General features: G+C 62.6%; 23 protein-coding genes. 9 read left to right on the top strand and 14 right to left on the bottom strand.

Annotated elements, in window-relative coordinates; translation table 11 throughout:
• Positions 1-11 precede the first annotated feature (11 nt).
• Together H2509_RS20225 and H2509_RS20220 are read right to left on the bottom strand one after the other, a co-directional pair.
• On the bottom strand, positions 12-1,334 hold the full coding sequence (locus H2509_RS20225; RefSeq protein WP_182168280.1) for a hypothetical protein: 1,323 nt from the start codon (positions 1,332-1,334) through the stop codon (positions 12-14).
• An 18-nt stretch (positions 1,335-1,352) separates the two neighbouring features.
• Positions 1,353-2,531, bottom strand: a complete 1,179-nt coding sequence (locus H2509_RS20220; protein ID WP_182168279.1) for a hypothetical protein — start codon at positions 2,529-2,531, stop codon at positions 1,353-1,355.
• Positions 2,532-3,066: 535 nt separating this feature from the next.
• Between H2509_RS20220 and H2509_RS20215 the strand changes: the two genes are divergently transcribed.
• The 4 genes from H2509_RS20215 to H2509_RS20200 all read left to right on the top strand — a co-directional run bounded on the left by H2509_RS20215 (position 3,067) and on the right by H2509_RS20200 (position 6,903).
• Positions 3,067-3,903 carry an arylamine N-acetyltransferase family protein gene (locus H2509_RS20215; RefSeq protein ID WP_182168278.1) on the top strand — a complete coding sequence of 279 codons (837 nt, stop codon included), beginning with the start codon at positions 3,067-3,069 and terminating at the stop codon, positions 3,901-3,903.
• Positions 3,904-3,968: 65 nt separating this feature from the next.
• Positions 3,969-5,222: an MFS transporter gene (locus H2509_RS20210; RefSeq protein WP_182168277.1), complete on the top strand. Its 1,254-nt coding sequence runs from the start codon at positions 3,969-3,971 to the stop codon at positions 5,220-5,222.
• Positions 5,223-5,409: 187 nt separating this feature from the next.
• Positions 5,410-6,144: a matrixin family metalloprotease gene (locus H2509_RS20205; RefSeq protein ID WP_182168276.1), complete on the top strand. Its 735-nt coding sequence runs from the start codon at positions 5,410-5,412 to the stop codon at positions 6,142-6,144.
• 189 nt (positions 6,145-6,333) lie between these two features.
• On the top strand, positions 6,334-6,903 hold the full coding sequence (locus tag H2509_RS20200; protein WP_182168275.1) for a PRC-barrel domain-containing protein: 570 nt from the start codon (positions 6,334-6,336) through the stop codon (positions 6,901-6,903).
• A 219-nt stretch (positions 6,904-7,122) separates the two neighbouring features.
• Here H2509_RS20200 and H2509_RS20195 read toward each other — a convergent pair whose 3' ends face one another.
• A complete protein-coding gene (locus H2509_RS20195; protein ID WP_182168274.1) occupies positions 7,123-8,142 on the bottom strand; it encodes a GlxA family transcriptional regulator in 1,020 nt (339 codons plus the stop codon).
• A 136-nt stretch (positions 8,143-8,278) separates the two neighbouring features.
• Here H2509_RS20195 and H2509_RS20190 point away from each other — a divergent pair, with 136 nt between their 5' ends.
• Positions 8,279-8,863, top strand: coding sequence for an OsmC family protein (locus H2509_RS20190; protein WP_182168273.1), 585 nt, complete (start codon positions 8,279-8,281; stop codon positions 8,861-8,863).
• 78 nt (positions 8,864-8,941) lie between these two features.
• Here H2509_RS20190 and H2509_RS20185 read toward each other — a convergent pair whose 3' ends face one another.
• Complete coding sequence (locus tag H2509_RS20185; protein ID WP_182168272.1) at positions 8,942-9,904, bottom strand: aldo/keto reductase; 963 nt, start codon at positions 9,902-9,904, stop codon at positions 8,942-8,944.
• Between the two features lie 184 nt (positions 9,905-10,088).
• On the opposite strand from H2509_RS20185, the gene H2509_RS20180 reads away from it, so the two are divergent.
• Entirely contained in the window at positions 10,089-10,928 is an 840-nt protein-coding gene (locus H2509_RS20180; RefSeq protein WP_182168271.1) for an amidohydrolase family protein, read from the top strand.
• A gap of 36 nt (positions 10,929-10,964) precedes the next feature.
• Entirely contained in the window at positions 10,965-11,396 is a 432-nt protein-coding gene (locus tag H2509_RS20175; protein ID WP_182168270.1) for an RbsD/FucU family protein, read from the top strand.
• 15 nt (positions 11,397-11,411) lie between these two features.
• Here H2509_RS20175 and H2509_RS20170 read toward each other — a convergent pair whose 3' ends face one another.
• The 5 genes from H2509_RS20170 to H2509_RS20150 all read right to left on the bottom strand — a co-directional run bounded on the left by H2509_RS20170 (position 11,412) and on the right by H2509_RS20150 (position 16,945).
• A complete protein-coding gene (locus tag H2509_RS20170) occupies positions 11,412-13,151 on the bottom strand; it encodes a SulP family inorganic anion transporter (RefSeq protein WP_182168269.1) in 1,740 nt (579 codons plus the stop codon).
• An 81-nt stretch (positions 13,152-13,232) separates the two neighbouring features.
• The gene (locus H2509_RS20165) at positions 13,233-14,912 is read right to left on the bottom strand and encodes a bifunctional protein tyrosine phosphatase family protein/NAD(P)/FAD-dependent oxidoreductase (RefSeq protein WP_182168268.1); all 1,680 of its coding nucleotides are present in this window, start codon (positions 14,910-14,912) and stop codon (positions 13,233-13,235) included.
• Between the two features lie 65 nt (positions 14,913-14,977).
• Positions 14,978-15,862: an MBL fold metallo-hydrolase gene (locus H2509_RS20160; protein WP_182168267.1), complete on the bottom strand. Its 885-nt coding sequence runs from the start codon at positions 15,860-15,862 to the stop codon at positions 14,978-14,980.
• Positions 15,863-15,986: 124 nt separating this feature from the next.
• A complete protein-coding gene (locus H2509_RS20155; protein ID WP_182168266.1) occupies positions 15,987-16,196 on the bottom strand; it encodes a YgaP family membrane protein in 210 nt (69 codons plus the stop codon).
• A 68-nt stretch (positions 16,197-16,264) separates the two neighbouring features.
• Positions 16,265-16,945 carry a Crp/Fnr family transcriptional regulator gene (locus H2509_RS20150; RefSeq protein WP_182168265.1) on the bottom strand — a complete coding sequence of 227 codons (681 nt, stop codon included), beginning with the start codon at positions 16,943-16,945 and terminating at the stop codon, positions 16,265-16,267.
• Between the two features lie 304 nt (positions 16,946-17,249).
• Between H2509_RS20150 and H2509_RS20145 the strand changes: the two genes are divergently transcribed.
• Entirely contained in the window at positions 17,250-17,990 is a 741-nt protein-coding gene (locus tag H2509_RS20145; protein ID WP_235975135.1) for a transporter, read from the top strand.
• Between the two features lie 108 nt (positions 17,991-18,098).
• Complete coding sequence (locus H2509_RS20140; protein WP_182168263.1) at positions 18,099-19,676, top strand: arylsulfatase; 1,578 nt, start codon at positions 18,099-18,101, stop codon at positions 19,674-19,676.
• A gap of 328 nt (positions 19,677-20,004) precedes the next feature.
• Here the strand turns inward: H2509_RS20140 and H2509_RS20135 are convergent, their stop codons facing one another.
• The 5 genes from H2509_RS20135 to H2509_RS20115 all read right to left on the bottom strand — a co-directional run bounded on the left by H2509_RS20135 (position 20,005) and on the right by H2509_RS20115 (position 24,151).
• A complete protein-coding gene (locus H2509_RS20135) occupies positions 20,005-20,532 on the bottom strand; it encodes a 2,4'-dihydroxyacetophenone dioxygenase family protein (protein ID WP_182168262.1) in 528 nt (175 codons plus the stop codon).
• Positions 20,533-20,563: 31 nt separating this feature from the next.
• Entirely contained in the window at positions 20,564-21,286 is a 723-nt protein-coding gene (locus H2509_RS20130) for an SDR family NAD(P)-dependent oxidoreductase (protein ID WP_182168261.1), read from the bottom strand.
• Positions 21,283-22,206: a sugar kinase gene (locus H2509_RS20125; RefSeq protein WP_182168260.1), complete on the bottom strand. Its 924-nt coding sequence runs from the start codon at positions 22,204-22,206 to the stop codon at positions 21,283-21,285. Before H2509_RS20125 ends, H2509_RS20130 begins: the two co-directional genes overlap by 4 nt.
• Positions 22,207-22,278: 72 nt before the next feature.
• The gene (locus H2509_RS20120) at positions 22,279-23,475 is read right to left on the bottom strand and encodes an L-dopachrome tautomerase-related protein (protein ID WP_182168259.1); all 1,197 of its coding nucleotides are present in this window, start codon (positions 23,473-23,475) and stop codon (positions 22,279-22,281) included.
• Positions 23,476-23,500: 25 nt separating this feature from the next.
• Complete coding sequence (locus tag H2509_RS20115; protein WP_182168258.1) at positions 23,501-24,151, bottom strand: RraA family protein; 651 nt, start codon at positions 24,149-24,151, stop codon at positions 23,501-23,503.
• Between the last annotated feature and the right edge of the window lie 8 nt (positions 24,152-24,159).

Raw genomic sequence — 24,159 nt, 5'->3', positions numbered from 1 at the left:
TGTTCCTCCACTCAGCTGTCGTCGCTGTCCGGCGCGAAGACCCACATTGGCGGTCCCTCGCGGGTCTTTCCGTTCGATCCATCGGCGCCGGCCGTTCCCGCCTGCCCCGTCAGGCCTGAACTAACGCCGGCATGATCGCGCCCGCCCGCACCGCCGGGGCCAGCCGCGCCGCCTCGACCGCCGGGCCCGCCGCGGCCAGGTTGCGATTGCAGAGCGATCGATCCGTGGAACTGCCGTGGCGCAGTGACGAAGATGTTCGATCCAAGCCCGCCGCTTCCCCCTCGACCGCCGGCACCGCCATCGCCGCCGCGACCACCTGGACCGGGGACGCCCTGCGCCATATCGAGGCCTTGTGGAACGGCTGCGGCATCGCCGCCCTTTCCTCCGGCACCGCCACCTCCCCCCGCCCCTCCGGGCCGGCCCGCGCCAGCCGCTCCTACGATGCAAAGCCCGCCGGGCCGCAAGCCTTGAAGAGCCGCGATGCGGATATCGGCGAGCATGGCCAATCCGCCATTCTGCCCGTCGGTTCCCGCAGCACCCGCCTCTCCCGGAGCCCCCGCATGGCCATCCGGCGCACCCGGATCGGCCAATTGTGGCCCGAGAAAGCTTGCGCGGACCGTCGGCGGGCGCCCGGCGGCACCATCCATCCCCGGCAAGCCGTCCCTTCCCTTCTTCGCCTCGAAAGTTCGTGCGCTGCTGAAAGCCGGGTGATCCGTCCCAAGAATGCGGATCCCGGCTTCTCCCCCGGCTGGCAACTCAAGCCTTCCAATATCGATGACCGCAACGTTGCCGCGCACTTCGATCGCCGAACCCGGTCCGGCGATCACCCTGTCGACCACGAGCGCGACATAGAGCTCCTCGCGGAAGTGTAGGCCCGGCCAGGTGCCATGATGGGATGTGATGTCCAATATCTGGCCTGGTGCCAGCCGCAGCGCCTTGAGCCGGATTACCTTCAGATGCAGCGGCAGATGGCGAGCCTGCCCCTCTCCGTCGCGCTCTTCCAGCGGCAGATCGGCGAAGGCGTAGGCCTCGCCGCGATCGTGCATGCCGAGGCGAAGCCGGTTGCGCAGGCGATAGGTGCGTGACTCGAAAAAGACCTTCCCCCGCCTGCGCCGCAGCGCATCGGAACGCGGTCCGAGGAGTTCTCGCGCGGTCGCCAGATCCGGCACCAGCACGTAGGAGACGCCCCAGGGCATGTCGGAGAGCCGCGCGGGCAACGGCCCGTCGAGATGCCGCGCGCGGGCGACAATCCGTGCCCAGCCCTCTTCCCCGTCGGCCTCCGGGAGAGAAACGGCCTTCCCGATTGCGGCGGCGGTCGCGAGATCAGCCGACATCGTGCCAGCCCTCGCGCGTCAGGACGTCCAGTTGTAGGAGATCGAGCCGGGCGCACCGTCCGACTGGCCTTTCGACCCGGCCTTGCCCTGCTGTCCGTCCTTGTTTCCGCCTCCGGTTCTGCCATCGGACTTGTGCTTGCCGCCTTTCCCGCCGCCACCCGGCGTCCCCGCCGAACCGGGATCGCCGCCGTCGCCGCCACCGCCCCGAAGCGCTGTCGTCGACACGATCTGCAGCATCGCCTTGCTGGCGAGAGGAAAAGCAATCGCTATGGCATGCCCCGGAACGCCGGAGCCGCCCGGGCCGCCCGGGCCGCCGTCGCCACCTTCGCCCGCCTGACCGCCGTGACCGCCGTCAGTACCCTCGCAGCCGGAGTCACAGCCGTGGCCGCCTGCGCCGCCGGTCTGTCCCGTGCCGCCTTTTCCGCCCTTGCCGCCTTTGCCGCCCGCGCCCGACTGGGTGGCGACGACGAGCGGCGCCGTGCTCGACGCGTCGAAGGCCGCAATCGTGATGTTGGCAGGCAGGCTAGCGCCGCCGTCGTTGCCGGGATTGCCTGGGTCCCCGGTGTGCCCCTTCAATCCGGGATCGCCCGCGCCGCCATTCGATGCCCCGGTGCAGATACCGGGTGTCGGTGCGCTGGCATTGTGGCCGGCCTTGGCGGCATCCTTGTATGGCTGACCCGGACCGGCTACCGAAACCGGCTCGCCTGTCGAGCCCATGATGCCGATGTGATAGCTGACTTTCGGGCTGCCGGCCTTGATCAGCAAAGTCTTTGCCTGGACCGTAAGTGCGGTCGTCTCGACCGTCAGCGACCCGCCGTCGATGATCAGGGTATCGGTCAGGATCGCGTAGGGAGCCGCCTTCGGCCCCACTTTCACGTCGGCCGATATCGTGTGCGTCGTTTCCGCCACCAGATCGACCTCGACCGGAAACAGCTTGCCGGCGTAGCTTTTCAGCTCATCGGTCAGGTCGCCAGTCCCGAAGACATGATCCATAAGCCCCGCCATCAGGGAGCCCATATGCTCGTCTGCGGGTGTGTTCGCGGAAAACGCCTTGCGCTGCTCATCGGTCAGCCCGGAGCCGAAAATCTTGCGGAAGACATCTATCCCATCGACCGAAACCCTTCCGGAAACCCGGTGGCCCTTGCGGAGCTTCTCGACATCGAGGCGCAAAAGCCCCGCCTTTTCATAGATATCCATGAAACACCCCCCAAGCCCGAAAAATATCGAAAATCAACTTGAAATCATTTGCAGCAAACTTAACGTAACTAATTTTTTAGACTTTGATTATTGTAAATACCGCCTAGGTTGAGCTTTTTTATTTTTTGTATCCTGGAATTATTTTAGTTGCCTACCCAACCGGGCAGGAAATCGCGCGTGTGAAACAGCATGCACCAAACGAGAGGGTCACTACCCCGATCCGCGGCAAATGCTCCGGCTGGACACTTCGGACCACGTCAGACGAGCAGGACGGCTCTTCGTGCCACCGCCGGACGCGTATGAGATATGCGCGATGGAAAGCAGAGCGAGCGCAAACCGGCGTCGATTGACAGGATCGAGCCAAAGCATGCTTGCCACCGGGCATTTCTTCGGATTTTCTCTTCTTCCCCTTAGGAAGCTTTAGACCCGCCGCCCCATCGCACGCTCGTAATGCGGTTTGAATGACCCGCCGAATGCGGACGACCGGAAAAACCGCACGGGCGACGGCAGCATCGTCTGGAAAGGAAATGGCGTAATGCCATTCGATCTGTTTGCATATCTGAAACGTATCGGGCAGGCGGAAATCGCTTGCGACAAAGACGGTCTGTTCGCACTTCAGGAAGGCCAGCTTGCGTCCATTCCGTTCGAAAACCTGGATCCGCTGCTCGGCGTGGTCCCAGACCTCGAACTGTCCTCGATATTCCGGAAGACTGTCCTGCTTGGGCGGGGCGGCTATTGCTTCGAGCTGAACACGCTTCTCGAAGCAGCGATGTTGGCCTTGGGCTTCCCAGTACGACGTTCACTGGCGCGGGTGCGCATGGGGGCGGCAAGCGGCGGCCCGAGAAGCCATCTCCTGCTCCTGACGGAAATTGATGGGCATCGCTACCTTGCGGACGCCGGCTTCGGCGGTCCGGGATCGAAGGTCCCGCTGGCGCTGGATACACAAGAGGAACAAGTAGCGCCGAACGGCTCATACAGGATCGTCAGGGATCCCCATTCCGGCGAGAGCGTCGTCGAACGCAGGACGGACACGGGCTGGTTCGCGCTCTATGGTTTCGATGAAGCCTTCGTGGGCGATATGGACGTCGTCGCTGCGAACTACCTGTGCGCGACCTGGCCCGGCGCGCCGTTCCGCGACCATCTGATGCTCAACGGCTACGACGGCAGCGAGCGTATCGGCGTGTTCGATCTGGGTGTCACGGTGGAGACGACCGCCGGCCAGCGTCGCCGTGAATTCGAGGGTTTCGACGACTTTGCCGAAACTCTCACCACGAGGATCGGCATTACCTTGGAAGCCGAAACCCTGCAGACTGTATGGGACAGGATCGGAAAAGCGGACAGGTTGCGGCAGGGCGACGAGAACGTCGCTTAAGATACCGACCTTTGCCGCGACCACGTCCTCGCCAACCGCACATAGCGTCAGGATCGGAGACCGGCATGACACGACTTGCGAAGCTATCGCTCATGCTCGTCGTCTTCGTGGACCTGCTCGGCCAGGGACTGGTCTTTCCGATCATCAATTCCCTCGTCATGGAGCCGACTTCCGGTTTCCTGCCGGCCGATACATCCGACACCAGCCGCCATCTGAGCTATGGCATCGTCATTGGCATATTCTTCCTCGCCTGGTTTTTGGGCGGACCGTACATCTCCCGGCTTTCGGACATGATCGGGCGGAAGAACGCGATCCTGATCTGCCTGTTCGGCGCGCTGGCGGGCTACGCGATCACGATTGCGTCTCTCTATGCCGACAGCCTGGCCCTGCTGGTCGTCGGACGGGCGATCACCGGTTTCACTGCCGGCAACCAGCCGATCGCCCAGGCGGCCATGATCGACGGCAGCGTCGACGAGACCGACCGGGCCCGGAATATGGGCTACATCATTACCGGCATCAGCTTCGGTCTGGTCGGCGGCCCCATAATCGGCGGCTTTCTCTCAGATCCGGAGGTCATGGGCCGCTTCGCCAGCCTGCAGCTTCCCTTCTATGCCTCATTCGTGCTGGTCGCGCTGGTGATCGTGCTGATCGTGGTCTTCTTCGAGGATGCGAGGCAGGAGCGCGAGCCCCTGGTCTTGCGGCCGCTGGAAGTCTTCGGGATCCTGTGGCGCGTGCGCGAATATCCGGTCGTCATGCGCCTGACGGCGGTGCTGTTCTTCTTTCACGTCGCCAATGTCACGTTCTACATCTTCGTCGACAACTACCTGACGAGCCGCTTCGGCTATGGCGAGTTCGGCGGCAGCATGGCGATGCTGACGATCGGCGTGGCGCTTGCGCTCTCCAGCACCTTCTTCGTGGTGCCTGCGCAAAAGCACTTCGACAAGCAAACCATCATCATCGCCAACCTGTTGATCTGGGCCGCCTGTGCCGCAGCCTTCATCCTGTCGCCCGCCGCCGCTTTCTGCTTCGTGCCGATCTTCATCTTCTATTTCGTCTTCGGCATTTCCTATTCGACTTTCCTCGCCGTATTTGCCGCCAGCGTAAGCGACGAGGAACAGGGCTGGGTGATGGGCATTACGGTCGCTGTCTTCACCTTCATCGCTGGCGTCATGTCGCTGATCGGCGGCGACCTGATGAGCATCGACATCCGCATGCCGTTCTATATTGTCATCGCCGCTGCATTGGCCGGCTGCGCGGCCATTCCGGCCATCTGGGGAAATACGCAGATCCGCTTGTTGCTGCAACGCGCGGATAGCTAAGTCCTTACAAAAACGACCCATCTATCAGACTTTCTCAGGGCTTCGGATAATTATGGAGGCTGAAAATCCCAGAATTTCCGGCATTGCCTGTTTGACATTCGAGAAATTGCATCACACAAGCATCTAGAATTCTCTGTTTGCGATACGGTCGGGGGGCTTCTTGAACAGAACGTTTCTGTTGATACTTGTGTGCGCGCTGACCGGATTTGCAACTCCTGCAGCTTCTTCTGACGGTTTCATGCTCCTGCAGCTTGATGGCCACGTCGTCAAATGGGGAAAATCAAACCTCAACGCTCCAGCCCGGATTACCTACGCGTTCGTAACATCGCCGCTGCGCGATGGGAGCGCCCGCAACTGCAAGGCTGTCGATCGGCTCGACGACCTCGCCCGCCGGTCCGGCCTCAAGCCCGAAGATATCAAGCGCGAAGCGGAAGCGGCATTCCGGCTTTGGGAAGACGTCGCGGGCGTGACCTTCGCCGAAGCCCGATCCGAGGAGGAGGCCGATATCCTGATCGGCCAGCAAATGCAGCCGCGGGGCCATGCGTTCGCCAATGTGCGTTTGAAGGACCAGGAACTGGCCACGAAACCAGGAGGGTCGAACAATAGCCGGGGCTTTGGCGAAAGAGCGCTGCCTGAGCCTCTTCCGCCTATCGATCGGGACCGCCCCGTTACCGCGATAGAACGATCCACCATCTGCCTCAATCCGGAACGCCCGTGGAAAATCGGCTTCGACGGAAATGCCGATGTCTACGACCTGCGATATACGTTCGCGCACGAAATCGGTCACGCAATCGGCCTGGACCACTATCGCCGTGACGGAAACCTTATGTCGTTCCGCTACTCGGAAGACTTTCGCACCCCGCAAGCCGGCGATGCGGCAGGTGCCCGGACGCTCTATGGACCACCCCTGCCCCTTGACTAAGAGTCGCGACCTGCTTGAAGGAGGAAATATTTACGAAATAGATTTATGTAATCAAAATTGTAGTATTACATATATAGTCGCATGTTTTCCACAAAAAAGACAACGTTTCTTATTATCATATGACCTTGATCGAGGAATTAGCTTTTGTCGATGGCTAATTCCCTCCGAATATTAAAAAGGAGCATGGTCATGATGAGGCAGATGTTTCTGACAAGCGTCGTCTCTTTGGCATTTGCCGTAGCTCCGGCCTTTGCGGAAGAAACGACTCCCATGCAGCAGGGCACTGGCCCTGCCGAAGCCGCAACGGCTTCGCCACAGGCGGCAACTGCCGCGCAGATGCAGGATCTGGGCTTCCTGACGCAGCAGGAAAACGGCCAGTGGCTCGCCAATAGCTATATCGGCCAGCCGGTGACCAATTCCGAGCAGGAAGTGCTGGGTGACGTGGCCGATCTGCTGATCGGACCCAATGGCGAGGTCACCGGAGCGCTGGTCAGCATCGGCGGCTTTCTGGGTATCGGCGAGAAAATCGTCGCTCTGCCGTTCGATGCGCTCGTACGCATCGAGGATGGCAGCGGCACGCCTCGGCTGTTGCTGGCAGCTTCGTCCGATCAGCTGGAGAACGCGCCGGAGTTCATGACCCTGGCCGCTGTGCGCGAAGCCGAGGAACTGGAGCGAATGCAGAGGGAAGCGGAACGGCAGCAAACCGAACCGGCAACTGTTCCCGCTCCGGCCCCAAACGAGGGCACGCCGACGCAGTAACGTCAACGTGCGCATGACTTCACATCGCCGCCGCTCCGGGCAACCGGAGCGGCGGAGGTTTGTCAGCCCGGACGATAGACACAATTTGCCTTCGGATCTTCCATCGCATCGCAAAATCCTCCGGCTCTATTCAGAAAGCAGCCTCTATGGCGGCCTCCGGCCAGTGCGGATCATGCGCGATGCTTTGCGGCGAGGAAAAGCCGGCAGGCGTGGTCTGGCTCAGCTCTGGAATTGATGGAACATCCGACGATAGGCGCCGGGTGTCAGGCCAGTGCATCGTTTGAACAGCCGGCGGAAGAAGGCCGGATTCCCGTAACCGACCACGGAAGCGATCCGCTCTGCGGACACGCTGTCGTTTTCGAGCAGCCGCTTCGCCTCCTCAATGCGCAGATTCTGCACGTAATCCATTAGCGAGGCGCCGGTAGCCTGCTTGAACCGGCGCTTCAGGCTTCGCTCCGGAATTCTGCAATCGGCGACAACGCCGGCCACGGCGCGCTCTTCGCGAAAGTGGGAGGCAAGCCAGTCCTCCGCGCGCCGGACCACGGAGTCGGCGTGCGGTTGCCGCCGCACGAGGCTTGCAAACGGCAACTGACCTTCGCCATGCCATTTCAGCAGATAAACCTTGGCTATGCGGAGCGCCTCGCCCGGGCTGCAATGGCGGGCAATGATATGAAGCGCAAGGTCGTGCCACGACGTCGCGCCGCCGGCCGTGACGATCCGTCCCGACGGGTCCGCGATGACGAGGTTGGGCGCGGGGTTAAAGCGGACTGCCGGAAAGTTCCGTCGGAAGAGATCCTCATAACCCCAATGGGACGTCGCTTCGCGGCCATCCAGCAACCCGGTCGCAGCCAGGAGTACCGACCCTGAGCATGCCGTATAGATGGTGCTTCCCTGCCGGTAGCAATTACGGATCCAGTCTTTCAGCCCGGCATAGCGCTCATGCAGGTCGTCGGTCGGCGCCAGCCATAGCTCCGGCAGGATCAGGATTTCGGGCGCATCCGCGTCCTTGATCGAAATATCAGGATTGACCGGGATACCATTCCCGCAGCGAAACGGCTTGCGCGACAATGAAACGACATGCGGCTCAATAAGCCGCTCGCCGGGTCCTTCACCCGAAAGTTCGCGCCAGAGCGTCCCCGTGGCCGCAAGCACATCAACCATGCCATAGAGCGCGGATCCGGCCGTCTCGGGCAAGGCGAGTATGAGTGCGTCGACGGCTTCGGTTCGATGTCGCTCCATGGCAGTCGCAATACTGGCACGAAAGGATCGAATTCGGCCAAAATCGCGCTGATAGCCCTACCTGTCCATCCTTAATTTAGGGTCATGGCGGCGCCGATCCCCGGTTCCGCCGCTATCCGAAGGATGGAGACCGAATATGACTGCCCAATCTGCCGTAGTCGGCAAGACAACCTATCTGAACGGCATCGATACGAAGGCCGCCGCCGATACGATCGCGGCCATCAAAAACGACAAGAGCCTCGCGAAGTTCCAGTTCCGGGCAACGAACGAGTGGGTCAGCGGCGGCGAAAACCGCTCGACGATCCGCGACTTCTTTGGTGCCGGCATGGAGGACACCTCACGCGCGGCGGCGTTCACCTTCACCAATGGCGAACCGCCGGTGCTGCTTGGCAATAATGAAGGCGCCAATCCAGTCGAGTTTCTGCTGCATGCCCTCGCGGGCTGCGTGACGACGACCTTCGTCCTGCATGCCATGGCACGCGGCATCGCGATTCAGGAACTGTCGACGGAATTGAAGGGCAATATCGACCTGCAGGGCTTGCTCGGCCTCGATGACAGCGTGCCGCCGGGTTACGAGCGCATCGATATCGTCATGCACGTCAAGGCGGATTGCAGTGACGAGGAACTCGAAGACTTGATGTCCTACGCACAACAGCATTCGCCGGTCTGCAACACGGTTTGCCGCCCGGTTCCGGTAACTGTCACGCGTGCAATGCGGTGACCGGCCGGCCAGCAGCGACCGCAAAAAAGGGCCCGCCATCCGGCGGGCCCTTTTTTGCGGTCCGTTCAGGCAGTGGCCTCAGCCCGGACGATAAACGCGGTTTGCCTCCGGATCTTTCATCGAATAGGGCAAATCCTCCAGTTCTTCCCAGAACGAGACCGGTATTGCGGCATCCGCCCAGGCAAGGTTCTGCGCGATGCTTTGCGGCGAGGAAACGCCGGCAAGAGTGGTGGTGATCCTGGGGTCGCGCATGGAAAACTGCAACGCCGCCGCTCCAGGCTCGACAGCGTGCCTGCCGCAAAGCGCCTCGAAGGCACGCACGGGGGCAAGGCCGCCCTCATCCGTCTCCTGATAGGCAATGCGATTGGTCTGCGCGCTGCCTCTGGCCAGAATGCCGCCGGCAAAGGGCGCCGCATTGATGATCGCGATGCCCGCTTCGTGCGCGAAGGAATACATCTCATCGGCGCTGCGGTTCAAAACCGTGAAGCGATTGTGGTTGATCAGCACGTCGAAGGGCCAGTCCTTCAGGAGCGGCATCATCATGTCGAGCCGGCCCATGGCGAGGCCGACCGCCTGCGCGAGGCCCTCCTCCTTCATCCTGAACAGCTCGTCCAGAGCCCCGTCTTTGCCGCGGATTTCCTCCAGGTCGGCGGAGTGCTCGGGATCGTGCAGATGCAGCATCGGTATGCGGTCGAGCGACAGAGCTTCGAGGCTTTCCTCCAGCGACCTGCGTGCCTGCGCGGCGTCGAAACGGCCGGTCGGCATGTCGCGGTCGAGCTTGGTGGAGATCACGAAGCCTTCCGGCAGGCCGCCCCGCTCGCGGATCACCGTACCGATCCTCTCCTCGCTGCGGCCGAAACCGTAGTTGCGGGAACTGTCGAGCATATTGACGGGGCTGGCGAAGACCTCGCGCACCGTCGCCTGCGCCTGCTCCTCGCTGACCGGATAGCCGTACGTGTCGGGCATGTTGCCGAGCGAAGCACCGCCGAAGCTCAGTGACGTGACTTCGAGCCCGGTTCCGCCGATCTTGCGCTTTTCCATGAGAGTCCTCCTGTTGGGCTGACAGATAGACCCGGCTCCCCTGCCCTTCAACCGCTCTCTTCAATCTGCACCAGCAAACGTAAAAAGACGCTGCGGAAGCATGTCGCGGTAGCACGTGGAAAATTGCTGGAGGAGAAGGTTCTGGCTTACCATCCACTTAGGCAGGCAACGCGGATAACAACCGATGATCATCGATGCCCATCAGCATTTCTGGAAGGTCTCGCGTGGCGACTATTTCTGGATGACCGACGATGTGGCACCGATCCGCCGCGACATACTGCCCGCCGATCTGGAGCGTTTCGCGCCCGCCCTGGGCGTCACGGGCAGCGTGCTTGTGCAGGCCGCGCCGACCGTCGCCGAGACGGATTTCCTGTTGGATCTCGCCGCAAAAAGCCCACTGGTGCGCGGCGTGGTCGGCTGGGCCGACCTTGAAGCATCCGATCTCGCGTCGACGATCGACAGACTGGGGAGAAATCCGAAGCTCAAGGGTATCCGGCCAATGTTGCAGGATATCGCCGAGACGAACTGGATCCTGCGGCCGCCGGTCCTACGGGGGTTGGAACTGGTGCAGGCCGCCGGCTTGCGCTTCGATGCCCTGATCCAGCCCCGCCACCTCGATGTCATGCTTGAGGTGGCCCGACGCTTTCCCGCTCTGCCAATCGTGATAGACCATTGTGCCAAACCGGTCATCCGAGACGGCATGGACCCGGGCAATCGCTGGCGCGACGGGATCTCCGCCCTTGCCGAATACGAGCAGATCCATTGCAAGCTGTCGGGCCTTGCGACCGAGCATGGCCCAGGCTGGCAAACGGAGACGCTCGCCCCCGTCTCCGATCACGTGCTTGGCGCCTTCGGGCCGCAGCGTGTGATGTGGGGGAGCGACTGGCCGGTGCTGGAACTTGCCGGAGATTACGCGGGCTGGCTTGCCTGCGCGCGGGAGCTAACGGCCGCGCTTGACGAAGCAGCCCGTGAACGGGTGTTCTGGAGAACCGCGTCGTCCTTTTACGGGCTCGGCGACATCTGAAATCGACCAGTCCTGCCAATGCAAGCGAGGCCCGTCGTGCTGCGCAATATCCCGCCGATCCTCTCCCCCGATCTCCTGCATATCCTGCGCGCCATGGGCCATGGCGACGATATCGCCATTGTCGACGCCAATTTCCCGGCCGAGAGCATGGGACAGCGCTGCGTCAGGCTCGATGGCATACCGGCAACCGAGGCGCTGGAGGCGATCCTGACCCTGATGCCGCTCGACACCTTCGTTCCCGATCCGGCCCATACCATGCAGGTTGTAGGCGATCCGGAAGCGGTACCGGAAATCGTCGGAGAGTTTCAGGCGATCGTCGACCGCATGGCAGACCACCCGGCCAGGATTTCAGGCATCGAACGCTTTACCTTCTACGATCGGGCGCGCGCCGCCTATGCCATCGTCCAGACCGGCGAAACCCGTCTCTATGGCAACATCATCCTGAAGAAAGGTGTAATCGCCCCCTGATGCGACGCGGCGCCCCTATTCCGCGGCCTCCGGGATGCGCGGCGCTTCGACGAGCGCCTTCCAGGCGTCGAACTGGGACAGGAACACGCGTCCGGTCAGTTGATCCAGGAAATGGGTACTTTCCAGCCGGTCCATCACCGGCCCCTTCACTTCGGACAGGTGAAAGCCGATCCCGAGTTCGCCGAGCCGGCGATTGATCTCCTCGAGGCTTTCCAGCGCCGAATAATCGATCTCGTTGACGGCGGAGCACATCAGCACGACGTCGCGGATGGACTTGTCGCGGCTGATCCGATCCTGGATGAGATCCTCGATGAAGCGCGCATTGACGAAGTAGAGGCTTTCGTCCACGCGCAGGGTCAGCAGGCCGGCATCGGTTTCCACCCTGTGGCGATTGACGTTTCTGAAATGCTGGCTGTCCGGCACCAGCCCAACCTCCGCGACATGCGGCCGGCAGGTTTTGTAGAGATGCAGGCCGATGGAAAGCAGCACGCCGGCTGAAACGCCGACTTCCACGCCTAAGCCCAGGGTCAGAGCGATCGTCGCCGCGACGGCGCTGAAATCCGATTTCGAATAAGCCCAGGTTTTTTTCAGGATCGAGAAATCCACCAGGCTGAGAACGGCGACGATGATCGTTGCCGCCAGCGTCGCCTTGGGCAGGAAATAGATCAACGGCGTCAGGGCGACGGCGGCGATGGCAAGCCCCAGCGCAGTGAAGGCACCGGCGGCGGGCGTTGCCGCGCCGGCATCGAAATTCACCACCGACCGGGCGAAGCCGCCGGTAACGGGATAGCCGCCCGTGAAGGCGGCCCCGAGATTGGCGGCACCAAGGCCAATCAGTTCCTGGTCGGGATCGATGCGCTGGCGCTTCTTCGCCGCCAGCGTTTGCGCGACGGAGATAGACTCCACGAAGCCGATGATGGAAATCAGCAGCGCGGGTATGAAAAGCATGCCGAGGAGATCGGCCGAGAAGGAAGGCATCGTAAGCGGCGGCAGGCTCTGCGGCACCTCGCCAACGATCTTCACGCCTCCATCGGCCAGCCCCAGTTGCCGAACCGCCAGCGTGCTGATCACGATAGCCGCGACGGGCCCGGCCTTGGCGACAATGTCGGAGACCTTGCCCGAAAGGCCGAGTTTGCGCAGCGCCGGCTTCAGGCCCTTGCGCACCCAAAAGAGAAACGCCGTTGCCGAAACGCCGATAACCAGCGTCGGCAATTGCGTCTCGCCCAAATGCTCGGCAAGCGACGCCAGCATGCCGATCAGCGCCTCGCCATGCGCCGGCACACCAAGAATATGCTTGAGCTGGCTTGCCGCGATCAGGATGCCGCTCGCGGTGATGAAGCCCATAATGACCGGATGGCTGAGGAAGTTCGCCAGAAAGCCAAGCCGGAAGACGCCCATCAGGAGCAGGATGGCGCCCGACAGCATGGCCAGCGTCAGGGCGGCCAGCGCATAGCCCATGGAGCCCTGATCTGCGACCTGTCCCACCGCGGCCGCCGTCATCAGCGAGACGACCGCAACAGGACCGACGGCCAGGGCGCGGCTGGTGCCGAAGACCGCATAAAGCACGATCGGCGCGATGGAGGCATAGATGCCGGCTTCCGGCGGCAGGCCCGCCAGCAACGCATAGGCGAGTGACTGGGGGATCAGCATGATCGTGACGATCACCGCCGCGATCAGGTCGCTGGAAAAGGTCTCGCTCGAATAGGCGCGCCCCCAATCGAGGACGGGCATATAGCTAGCAATGCGTCTGATCATGAGGCAAATTCCTGAAATCGCGGGCGAGACCCGACGGCCCCGCCCGCTTTCATACGGTCCGAAGAAACGGGAAGCCGCTACCTATTTCGGCGAAACGACGATCTTTTCCGGCTTGGCGAACCATTCCTTGCCGCGGAGCATGCCGCGCCAGTAGATCGGCGGCAGCATCTTCTCCTTCAGCAGCCAGGCAGCGCGCGAGGGCCTGGTTCCGTCGATCAGCCATTTCGGGAAGGTCGGCTTCAGCGCGCCGCCATAGCCGAATTCGGCGAGCACGATCTTGCCGCGCTCGACGGTGAGCGGACAGGAGCCGTAACCGTCATACTGGGCAACCGGCGAACGGCCTTCGATATCCGCTACGATGTTCTCCGCCACCACCGGCGCCTGAACCCGCGCCGCCGCCGCCGTCTTGGCGTTCGGCGCATTCATTACGTCGCCGAGGCTCCAGATATTGTCGAAGGTCTTGTGGCGCAGCGTCGCCTGATCGACATCGACCCAGCCGACCGCATCGGCGAGCGGCGACACGCGAATGAAGTCCGGCGCCGTCTGCGGCGGACAGACATGCATCATGTCGAAGCCCATCTCGATGGTCGTCGGCTCGCTGTCGGGCTTCTTCACTTCGAACAGCGCCCGTTTTGCCGGACCGTCCACCGCGATCAGGTTGGTGAAGAAATTCAGCCTCGCGCCGTATTTCTGGACGTATTGTTCCAGCGCCGGCACGTAGTCCTTGACGCCAAACAGAACGCCGCCGGCATTGTTGAACTCGATGTCGATGTTCTTCAGGACGCCGCGGCGATGCCAGGCATCGGCGGAAAGATACATCGCCTTTTGCGGCGCGCCCGCGCATTTGATCGGCATCGGCGGCTGGGTGAATATCGCCGTGCCCGAATTCATACGCTGCACGAGCTCCCAGGTGTAAGGCGCCAGATCGTAACGATAATTCGACGTCACGCCATTGCGACCGAGCGTTTCCACCAGGCCCTCGACCCTGGCCCAGTCGAGCTTCAGGCCGGGGCAGACGACCAGCCGGTCGTATTTCACCACCCTGCAACCGTCGAGCACGATGGCGTTGTCCTTCGGTTCGAAGGCGGCGACGGCTGCCTTGATCCAGTGCACGTCCTTCGGGATCAGGCTTCCCATCGTCTTGGCGGTGTCCTGCGCCTCGAAGACGCCGCCGCCGACCATCGTCCAGCCGGGCTGGTAGTAGTGGATGTCGGCAGGGTCGATCACCGCGATTTCCAGACGCGGCCTGCGCGCCTTGAGGCTCGCCGCAACGGCGATACCGCCGGCGCCCGCCCCGACGATCACGACCTCGAACTTCGCGTCGCCCGTATCCGTTGGCGTCCTGCCTCCATTGGCGATGCGCCGCGCGACGCCATTCATGTCGTAGCCCGCCGCCTTGGTTGCGGCCAGGATTTCCGGCAGCGGGCGGCGGCGCGCCTCGCTGAGGGACCAGAGCGTCGCCGAGCGCGTGCCCGTCCGGCAATAGGCCAGAACCGGTCCCGGAAGCTCGGCAAGCGCCCGCCCGAATGCCTCCGCCGTCTCGTCCAGCACAATGCCGGGCGTTACCGGCAGGTAGACGAATTCGAGACCGGCCGCCTTTGCGGCTTCGGCCATTTCCTCATGGCCCGGCTGGTCGGAACCCTCGGCGTCGGGGCGGTTGCAGATGATCGCCCGGAAGCCTGCCAGCTTCGCCGCCGAAAGGTCGGCCGCGCTAAGCTGAGCGCTTACGGAAAGCGCTTCGGAAATCTTCTTCACGTCCATTGTGCGTTCCTCCTCAACGCCGGCTGAAAGGCGATCCGGGCAGTTCAACCGCCCGGAAAGCTCGCTCAAAGCGCATTCACCGGCACTTTCAGGTAGCGCTTGCCATCGGAATCCGGCGGCGGCAGTTCGCCGGCGCGCATGTTCACCTGCAGGGACGGGATGATGAGTTTCGGCATGTCGAGTGTGGCGTCACGCTCGGTGCGGAACTTCACGAACTCTTCCTTGGTCTTGCCGCCGCCAACGTGGATGTTGTGCGCCTTTTCGTCGCCGACCGTCGTCTCCCACTGGATATCGCGGCCATTCGGGCCGTAGTCGTGGCACATGAACAGGCGCGTTTCGTCCGGCAGGCTCAGGATCTTCTGAATAGAATCGTAAAGCGTTCCTGCATCGCCGCCCGGGAAATCCGCCCGTGCCGATCCGCCATCCGGCATGAACAGCGTGTCGCCGACGAATGCCGCGTCTCCCATCACATGCGTGACGCAGGCCGGCGTGTGGCCGGGCGTGTGGATGGCCAGGCACTCCATCGAACCGACCTTGTACGTGTCGCCGTCGTCGAACAGACGGTCGAACTGGCTACCGTCGCGCTGGAATTCTGTGCCCTCGTTGAAGATCTTGCCGAAGGTGTTCTGCACGATGGTGATGTTGCGCCCGATGCCAAGCTTGCCGCCAACCTTCTGCTGGATGTAGGGCGCAGCAGAAAGATGATCCGCATGGACGTGGGTCTCGATCAGCCATTCGACCTTGAGGTCGTTCCTGCGCACGAACTCGATGATCTCGTCGGCGTGCTGATAGCTGATGCGGCCGGCCGCATAGTCTATATCCATGACGCTGTCGACGATCGCGCAGGACTTCGAAGCCGGATCCTTGACCACATAAGAGATCGTATTGGTCGCCGGATCGAAGAAGCCGGTGACTTCGGGTTTCACCTCGGGGTGGGTAACGTAGCTCATGTGAGTTTCCTCCTGATCCGCAGCCACGCGGGGCCGCGAGGGTCAAAGGCCCTGCGCCTGCGCCCGACGGCTGTTTTCTTGAAACGACTTGCGCCCGAAAGGTTCCCGGCTTTCGGGGCCGGCTTCAGGAAACCCGGCAGGTCCTGATGCCAACGAGGCTGTAGAGAGGGCAGTTGCCGACAAGCGCGGTCAGCGCGAAAACCGCCGCGACCGCGATGGCCAGCCAGTGAAGCGCGCCGCTCGACGCGACTTCGGACGTGAATGCCGCAACCAGCAATACGGCCGCCACCACCAGACGGATGCTGCGATCGGCCTTTCCCATGTTCACAGTCATCTTGCCCTCCTTACGGAACCGAGATGACGGAGTTTCTCACATGGCAGGGCAATCCGACGGTGACATGGTCACCGTTCTCCGGCGGATTTCGCGAGACGCTCGAGTCCGACCCGCCCGACGAGGCGGACCTCGCCCCTCGCCTGCTCCACCCAGCCCCGGCGCTGGAACTCGGAAAGGATGCGGGAGATGACCTCGCGCGCCGTCCCAAGTTCCGTTGCGAGAAACTGGTGCGTCGCCTTGACGGTGTCCTGGTCGCCCGCCAGTTCCAGCAGCCTTGCGGCAAGGCGCACGTCCATGCGCTGGAAGACGATGTCGTCGATGAGGGTGAAGAGATCGGTGATGCGCCGGGAATAGGCCTTGAAGATGAACTCGCGAAAGACGGCGGAGCGCGCCGCGAGGTCGTCGAAGGTCTTGCGCGGGATGGCGACGGCCGTCACGTCCGTCTCGGCGAGACCGTCGGCGGAATAGTCCTCGAAGGCCAGCATGCATGCGGTCGTCAGCACGCAGCTTTCCCCCGCATGCACGCGGTAGAGGAACACTTCGCGCCCCGTCTCCGAGCGCTGCTGCACGCGCACCGTGCCATCGAGCAGGAGGAGCAGATTGTCCGCCGACTGGCCGGGGGCGAAGATCTGCGTACCGGCCGGCACGCTGACAACCTGGCTGCCGTCGACCAGATCGTCCTTCAGGTCCTGAGGAAGTCGTTTCAGACCTGCGAACTTCTCGATCCACTCACCCGCCCCAGCCGCCATCTGCCCCTCCAACCTGCCGACTGCCAACAATCTACAATGGATAAGCGACCGCAAAACAAGTGCGGCAAAACCGTTACACGTCGGCCCAAAAAAACCATCAAGCGTCGGATTCCATGACGACTTCCGCAAATCACGTCGCGATTCCGTCATGATAACGCTACGTAATATTGCGGCGAAGCGACACAACTGAACGATGCAATCTGGTGCCGGCAAGTGCGGGCATGATGGAGCAGCGCGGATGGACAGGATTTTGCTTAAGTCTTTTATCGCTTTGGCCGGGCTTTGCGTTTGTAGCGCCGCATCGATGGCGCAGGATGCGGATCTTGCAAAGAAGCTTTCCAACCCGGTCGCCTCACTGATCAGCGTTCCCTTCCAGTTCAATTACGACACCGGTTACGGACCGAATGACGGGGACAAGGCGGCCCTCAACATTCAACCCGTCATACCGATTTCGATCAACGAGGACTGGAACATCATTTCGCGCACCATCCTGCCGGTGGTCTGGCAGAATGATATCGCCGGCCTGTCGGGGACCCAGTTCGGTCTCGGCGACACAACGCAGAGCTTCTTTCTTTCCCCCAAGGAGCCGGGACCCGGCGGCATCATCTGGGGTCTTGGCCCGGTCTTGCTGCTGCCGACGGGAACCGACAGCCTCCTGAGTTCGGAAAAATGGGGGGCCGGCCCCACCGGCGTGGTGTTGAAGCAGTCCGGTCCCTGGACGGTCGGCATGCTGGCTAACCAGATCTGGTCCTTCGCCGGCGACAGTTCGCGCAGCGACGTGAACTCGACCTACCTGCAGCCCTTCCTCTCCTACACCACGCCGGATGCCTGGACGTTCACGCTGAACACGGAATCGACCTATGACTGGGAAAGCGACGCATGGTCCATCCCGCTCAACGCCATGGTGAGCAAGATCGTACGCTTCGGCGAACAGCCGGTCAGCCTGCAGGGCGGCCTCCGCTATTGGGCCGACAGCCCCGCCAGTGGCCCGGAGGGGCTCGGCGCCCGCTTCACGGTCACGTTCCTCTTCCCGGCCGCAAACTAATCTGCCCCAACGTCCTCAATATGCTAGCATCGACCCCGTAGATAAAAACACCCCGGCGCTACCGGGCATTTTCCCATTTGATCAATTTATCAACGGGAGGTCGTTGTTATGCGTTTTCTGCCAAGGCTCCTTGGAGCCTGTGGGCTGGCGCTGGCGCTTGCCGGCACCGCCCATGCCCAGGATCAGGCGAAGCCGAACATCCTCGTGATCTGGGGCGACGATATCGGCACCTGGAACATCAGCTTCAACAACCGCGGCATGATGGGCTACAACACGCCAAATATCGACCGCATCGCGAGCGAAGGCCTCTCCTTCACCGACTATTACGGCCAACAGAGCTGTACCGCCGGGCGCGCCGCCTTTATCGGCGGCAACGTGCCGGTCCGCACCGGCATGACCAAGGTTGGCCTGCCGGGCGCCGCCGAAGGCTGGCAGGCAAGCGACGTCACGATGGCCACCGTTTTGAAGAGCCTCGGCTATGCCACCGGCCAGTTCGGCAAGAACCACCAAGGCGACCGCGACGAGCATCTGCCGACCATGCACGGTTTCGACGAGTTCCTGGGCAATCTCTATCACCTCAATGCCGAGGAGGAACCGGAGAACCGCGACTATCCCGGCGACATGGTGCTGGCGAACGGCAAGACCTTCCGGGAGCAGTTCGGCCCACGCGGCGTGCTGCATACCTGGGCGAACGGCGACGGCACCCAGCGCATCGAGGATACGGGCCCGCTGACGAAGAAGCGCATGGAAACGGTGGACGAGGAAACGCTTGCCGCCGCCAAGGACTTCATCCAGCGCCAGCACGACGCCGACACACCGTTCTTCGTCTGGTGGAATGCGACGCGCATGCACTTCCGCACTCACGTCAAGGACGAGCACACCGGCATCGCGGGGCCGGACGGCGACGAATACCATGACGGCATGGTCGAGCATGACATGATGGTGGGCGAGCTCTTGCAGCAGCTCGACGACCTGGGCATCGCCGAAAACACGATCGTCTTCTATTCCACGGACAACGGCCCGCACTACAACACCTGGCCGGACGCAGGCACGACGCCGTTCCGCAGCGAGAAGAACTCGAACTGGGAAGGCGCCTACCGGGTTCCCGCCTTCATCCGCTGGCCCGGCCAGTTCCCGGCGGGCAAGACGCTGAATGGTATCGTCGCCCATGAGGACTGGCTGCCGACATTCGCCGCGATCGCCGGCAATGAGGAAATCAAGCAGCAACTGGCGGAAGGCACCGAACTGAACGGTCGCCAGTATCGCAACTATATCGACGGCTACAACCAGCTCGATTATCTCACCGGCGGCGTCGAGGCATCGCCTCGCCACGAGTTCTGGTACGTCAATGACGACGGCCAGGTCGTCGCGGCCCGTTACGATGCCTGGAAGGCAGTCTTCCTGGAAAACCGCGGTCAGGCCTTCGGCGTGTGGCGCGAGCCCTTTACCGAACTGCGCGTGCCGCTTCTGTTCAACCTGCGGCGCGACCCGTTCGAGCGGGCGCAGCACAACGCCACGACCTATAACGACTGGTTCCTCGACCGGGTCTTCGTGCTCGCGCCGCTTCAGGTGCTGGCGGGAAGGTTCCTGCAGACGATGAACGACTATCCGCCCAGCCAGACACCGGGTTCCTTCAATCTCAGCAAGATCGAAGCCCAGATCAAGGCCAGCATGGGCGGCCGCTAGGGTCAGGACTCATAAATTTGACTGGAATGGCGTTCGAGATGACGAGAGATGGAAGGAAAAGCTCGAAGAGCGGGGTTATTCCCCCGGTCGAGGGCTTTGACGCGGCAGCTCGAAGTCAGCTCGATCGTCCTTTGGATCGGACGGATCCGCACGGACTACTTTGTCGCAAACCCTTGAAAGGCTTTAGCCTTCCTGCGGGCTTGCTCCTCGTATCCGCACAAATCCGCTTCGACCATTTCAGCCAAATTGATGGATTCTAACCCTAGACTCCGGCGCGCGGCCCTGCCCATGGTTTGAACCATCAGGGCCGCGCTCCCTTCTCACAGCCTTACCGGATGAACCGGTCGACGTAATCGCGGCCGAGGCCGATCGCTTCATAGTGCTTCCGGCACATGTCGATCTTGGTGAAGACGTCCTCGTAACCGAGATGCTTTCCCCACGGATCGACGTAATACATCACGCCATTGACCTGAAAGAGCGTGATCATTTCCTCCACGTCGTCGGGCACGACCAGCGTATGCGTCTCGCCCGGCGGCTCGTAGACGTAACCGCCCGCCTCGGCCGTCCAGTCGTGCTCCAGATAGTGCCATCTGCCTTTCAGCACGAAACCGTGCACCGGGTTGGGGTGGCGGTGGCGGGAAAGCGCGCCGGCCTTCCGCACCTTCAGGAGGTTCACCCAGTAGCCCTGGCTCCGGTTCAGGCAAAGCGGACGGAACCAGACGTTTTCGGCCTGCGGCACCCAGACACGGTCGTCTTCGGGGATCGCCTGCGGCACCACTATTTCCTGTTGCGCATCCGCCGGAAACGGCAATTGGTACGGAATGCGGGGATTTTCGTCCTTGTCCGTCAGTGGCATGTCACCCTCCACTTCTTCGCGGATGCAAATCTCAAGCGGCGGCGTATCCGCCATCGACGGGATAGATGGCGCCTGACACGAAGCTTGCCTCTTCGCTCAGGAGCCATGCGACGAGCGCGCCGACCTCACCCGCCTGTCCCCACCTACCAAGCGGGGTGCGCGACAGGATGCCGGCTTCCCGCGCCTTGTCTTCGCGCAGGCCTCGCGTCATCTCCGTTTCGATCCAGCCGGGTGCCACCGCATTGACGCGGATGCCGTCCGCCGCCCACTTCACGGCCAGCGCCTTGGTCAGTTGCGCCACGCCGCCCTTGGACGCCGAATAGGCCGGCACCTGCGGCCCGCCGAAGTAGCTCAGCATGGAGGCTGTGTTGACGATCGCGCCGCCCGTTTCGGCAAGGAAGGGATGGGCCGCGACGCACATGCGCATCGTTCCCGTCAGGTTGACTTCGACGACCTGACGGAAAACCTCCAGATCGTATTCCTCGCCGCGCCGCAGGATGCCCGCGCAATTAACCAGGCCATCAACACGCGCCTGATCGGCGAAGAAGTTCCGCACGTCGAGATCGTTCGTCACGTCGAGGACGCGTGCCGTCACGCTATTGCGCAAATCGGCATCGAGGCCGGCGAGAAAACCTTCCACCTCCTCGCGGCTAACCCCGGTGGCCACCACCTGCCAACCCTTGGCCGCCAGCGTCCTTGCCACTCCGGCGCCAATACCCCGCGTGCCGCCGGTGACGATGCAGACCCTGCTCACGATGCGTCTCCTTCCGCCAGAAAGGCTTCCACTTCAGCCCGGCGCGGCATCGGTGCGACCGCGCCATAGCCCTGCGTCGAAAGAGCGGCCGCCGCATTCGCATAACGCGCCGCCTCGAACGGGTCGGCCCCTCGCACCAGTTCGGCGAGGAACGCGCCGTCGAATGTGTCACCCGCAGCGGTCGCATCGACCGGCTTGACCTTTCTTGCGGGAATGCGCCGCCGTTCCTCCGGCGTGGCGATGAGAGTTCCTTCAGAACCGAGCGTCAGTGCCACGATGCCAACCCCGAGACGCAGATAGAACTCCGCAATGTCCTCCGGCGCATCCAGCCCGGTGAGTTGCCGCGCATCGTCGTGGCCCGGCAGGGCAATATCCGCGCAGCTCATCGCGGCATGGATCACTGCACGCGCACGGTCGAGCGGCCAGAGCTTGAGCCGGAGATTGGTATCGTAGGAGACGAGCGTGCCCGCCGCCTTCGCCGCTTCTATCGCCGCAAAGACTGTGTCCGCGGCGGTTTCGGAGATCGCCTGGCTGATGCCGGACACATGCAGAACGCGAGCCGAGGCGACGTAGTCGGACGGCAGCCATTGCGGCGTCATAAGGCTTGCCGCCGAGCCGGCGCGAAAATAGCTGAAGGCGTGACCGTCCCGGGTATGCGTCACGAAATAGATGCCGGTATGCGCGCTCTCGTCCCGTTCCACGCAGACGGTATCGACGCCCTCGTCCTCCCAGAGCCTCATGAATTCGTCGCCGAAGGCGTCCTGCCCGATCCGCGTCAGGTAGCCGACGCGCGCACCCTGGCGCGCTGCGGCAATCGCGCAGTTCGAAGTGTCGCCGCCATGGCCGGGCAGATAGCGCCCGTCCGGCTGCTGGTTGAATTCGAGCATCGGCTCGCCGAGGCAGACGATTTCAGGTGTCATCGGTGGTCCCGTTTCAAAAGGCGGCCGCGCCCGAGAAACACCTCAACAGGCGCGGCCAGTTTGCTTGGGAGGTTACGGCTTCGTGTAGCTTTCCCCGACATGCGGGATCTTCCAGATCCGGAAGTTCGGTATGGCCGGATCGTCGAAATTCATGTCGCCGTCGACCCAGACATGAAGATGGTTGGAGACGGCATAGAGTGCTCCATCCGGCCCCCAGGCCAGCGTGTCGGGCCAGTTCATCTCCGGATGATGGACGAGACGGGACAACTGTCCGGTCTTGCCGTCGAGCTTCATCAGCCCGTCGAGCGTCAGCGCGGTCATGTAGACATTGCCGTCCCGGTCGGCCGTCATGCCGTCCGTGTTTGAAGGCAGGCTGGTGACGGTCTTCACCGCGTTTTCGAGCACCGTTTCGGAGGTGGAGAAATCGCGCAGGAGGTCCGTATCGAGGCTGTAGAGCGTGTTGCCCGTAAGGTTCGTCCAGTAGAGCGTATCCTTGTCGCCCGACAGCGCGATACCGTCGGCGCCTGTCTGCATGCCTCCATTCTTCAGCACCGTGCGATCGTCGATATTGAAGAAGAAATTCGGCTCGTTGTTGGTAAATTTCGACTGGTCAAGGATGCGCCGCGCGGAGTTCGTGTTGCTGTCATAGACGATAAGCCCGCCATGCAACGGATTGCAGAAGATGCCGCTATCCGTGATGTAGGCGAAGCCCGTGTCGTTATCGACCGCGAGGTCGTTGAGGAACGAGCATTTCGGATCGGCCTGGTCGGCGGGAAAGACATACCGGCCGATTTCCTTGCCGGCCTTCAGGTCCCACAGCACCAGCTTCGCGTCGCCCTCGCTCATCTTGCCCGCGACATGGCCCTGGTCGAGGATCCACATCACGTCGTTGCGGTCGATCTCGAATCCGAGCACGGCCTTGAGGCCAGCGGCATTTTCAACCGCGTTCATCGCCTCCGAGGGGAAGGGCTGCAGCGCCCAGCCGTCACCCTCCCTCACCAGCTTCGACAGGGTCGCGGGAATGGCCGCGCCGCCCCAACGGGCCGTCGAAACGTACATGTTCCCGGCGCTGTCGAGCTTCACGCCCTGAATCAGCGCCTTGCCGTGGATATCGCTTTCCTCCCAGGCCCTGCGGATGTTGGCATCCTCGACCTTGTAGGGAAGGCTGTTCCACTCGGCGACGATCTCGAGATCCGGCGCCTTCTCCTCCGCCATCGCGCCGCCCGTCAGCAGGGCAAGCGCGATGGCCTGCATGGCAATCTTCCTCATCTTCTCCTCCCTCTTGCCGCCAGTTCTAGATCCGCCCGTACTTGGCCAATCCCTCGCGCAACGAGCCCACCTTGATGATCAACCTGGCCTGCTCCAGCTCGCGCGCATCGATCTCGCGCGCCATGGCAAGCACTTCCTCGGCGTGGGTACGCGGCACCACCACCACGCCGTCGATATCGCCGACGACGATGTCGCCCGGCCGCACGATGACATCTCCCATCGGTACGGCGACGTTGGCGGCCAGCGTCTTGTGGCGGCCGAGCGTGGTGCCGGGCGAGGCGGAACGGGCGAAGACGGGGAAGTCGTAGTCGCGGCGGATTTCGGTAATGTCGCGCACCGCGCCGTCGAGCACCGCGCCCTCGTGCTTGTTGGCGACCGCTCCAGCCGTCATCAGGCCACCCCAGACGGCGACATTCGCCTCGCCGGAGATCGAGATCACGATCACCGAACCCGGTTCGGATTCATCGATCGCGTCCAGCGCATGCTGCGGCGGTACGAATTCGTCGGTCGGTCCCTCAAGCACCGTTACGGCCGGGCCGACGACCTTCTTGTCGTTGATCCGCGGCTTGATCGCCTGGTCGAGATATCCCTTCTTGCCGGTGATCTTGTCGACCGCATCGGCAACCGATGCCGTCGCTGTTTCGCGGAAACCCGCGATCAGCTCGTTGAGCTCCATCTTCGCTT

The sequence above is a fragment of the Stappia albiluteola genome (assembly GCF_014050225.1).
Classification (GTDB): Bacteria; Pseudomonadota; Alphaproteobacteria; order Rhizobiales; family Stappiaceae; genus Hongsoonwoonella; species Hongsoonwoonella albiluteola.
Note: the sequence above shows the minus strand (reverse complement) of the source record. Positions and strands in the feature narration are given on the sequence as shown.

Coding starts and splice junctions, on each gene's coding strand:
- H2509_RS20195 (WP_182168274.1), bottom strand. CDS start 8,142: ATGGAGCGACATCGAACCGAAGCCGTCGACGCACTCATACTCGCCTTG.
- H2509_RS20150 (WP_182168265.1), bottom strand. CDS start 16,945: ATGGCGGCTGGGGCGGGTGAGTGGATCGAGAAGTTCGCAGGTCTGAAA.
- H2509_RS20125 (WP_182168260.1), bottom strand. CDS start 22,206: ATGACACCTGAAATCGTCTGCCTCGGCGAGCCGATGCTCGAATTCAAC.
- H2509_RS20120 (WP_182168259.1), bottom strand. CDS start 23,475: ATGAGGAAGATTGCCATGCAGGCCATCGCGCTTGCCCTGCTGACGGGC.
- H2509_RS20135 (WP_182168262.1), bottom strand. CDS start 20,532: ATGCCACTGACGGACAAGGACGAAAATCCCCGCATTCCGTACCAATTG.
- H2509_RS20225 (WP_182168280.1), bottom strand. CDS start 1,334: ATGTCGGCTGATCTCGCGACCGCCGCCGCAATCGGGAAGGCCGTTTCT.
- H2509_RS20160 (WP_182168267.1), bottom strand. CDS start 15,862: ATGAGCTACGTTACCCACCCCGAGGTGAAACCCGAAGTCACCGGCTTC.
- H2509_RS20170 (WP_182168269.1), bottom strand. CDS start 13,151: ATGATCAGACGCATTGCTAGCTATATGCCCGTCCTCGATTGGGGGCGC.
- H2509_RS20145 (WP_235975135.1), top strand. CDS start 17,250: ATGGCGCAGGATGCGGATCTTGCAAAGAAGCTTTCCAACCCGGTCGCC.
- H2509_RS20140 (WP_182168263.1), top strand. CDS start 18,099: ATGCGTTTTCTGCCAAGGCTCCTTGGAGCCTGTGGGCTGGCGCTGGCG.
- H2509_RS20180 (WP_182168271.1), top strand. CDS start 10,089: ATGATCATCGATGCCCATCAGCATTTCTGGAAGGTCTCGCGTGGCGAC.
- H2509_RS20215 (WP_182168278.1), top strand. CDS start 3,067: ATGCCATTCGATCTGTTTGCATATCTGAAACGTATCGGGCAGGCGGAA.
- H2509_RS20115 (WP_182168258.1), bottom strand. CDS start 24,151: ATGGAGCTCAACGAGCTGATCGCGGGTTTCCGCGAAACAGCGACGGCA.
- H2509_RS20185 (WP_182168272.1), bottom strand. CDS start 9,904: ATGGAAAAGCGCAAGATCGGCGGAACCGGGCTCGAAGTCACGTCACTG.
- H2509_RS20220 (WP_182168279.1), bottom strand. CDS start 2,531: ATGGATATCTATGAAAAGGCGGGGCTTTTGCGCCTCGATGTCGAGAAG.
- H2509_RS20165 (WP_182168268.1), bottom strand. CDS start 14,912: ATGGACGTGAAGAAGATTTCCGAAGCGCTTTCCGTAAGCGCTCAGCTT.
- H2509_RS20190 (WP_182168273.1), top strand. CDS start 8,279: ATGACTGCCCAATCTGCCGTAGTCGGCAAGACAACCTATCTGAACGGC.
- H2509_RS20155 (WP_182168266.1), bottom strand. CDS start 16,196: ATGACTGTGAACATGGGAAAGGCCGATCGCAGCATCCGTCTGGTGGTG.
- H2509_RS20210 (WP_182168277.1), top strand. CDS start 3,969: ATGACACGACTTGCGAAGCTATCGCTCATGCTCGTCGTCTTCGTGGAC.
- H2509_RS20200 (WP_182168275.1), top strand. CDS start 6,334: ATGATGAGGCAGATGTTTCTGACAAGCGTCGTCTCTTTGGCATTTGCC.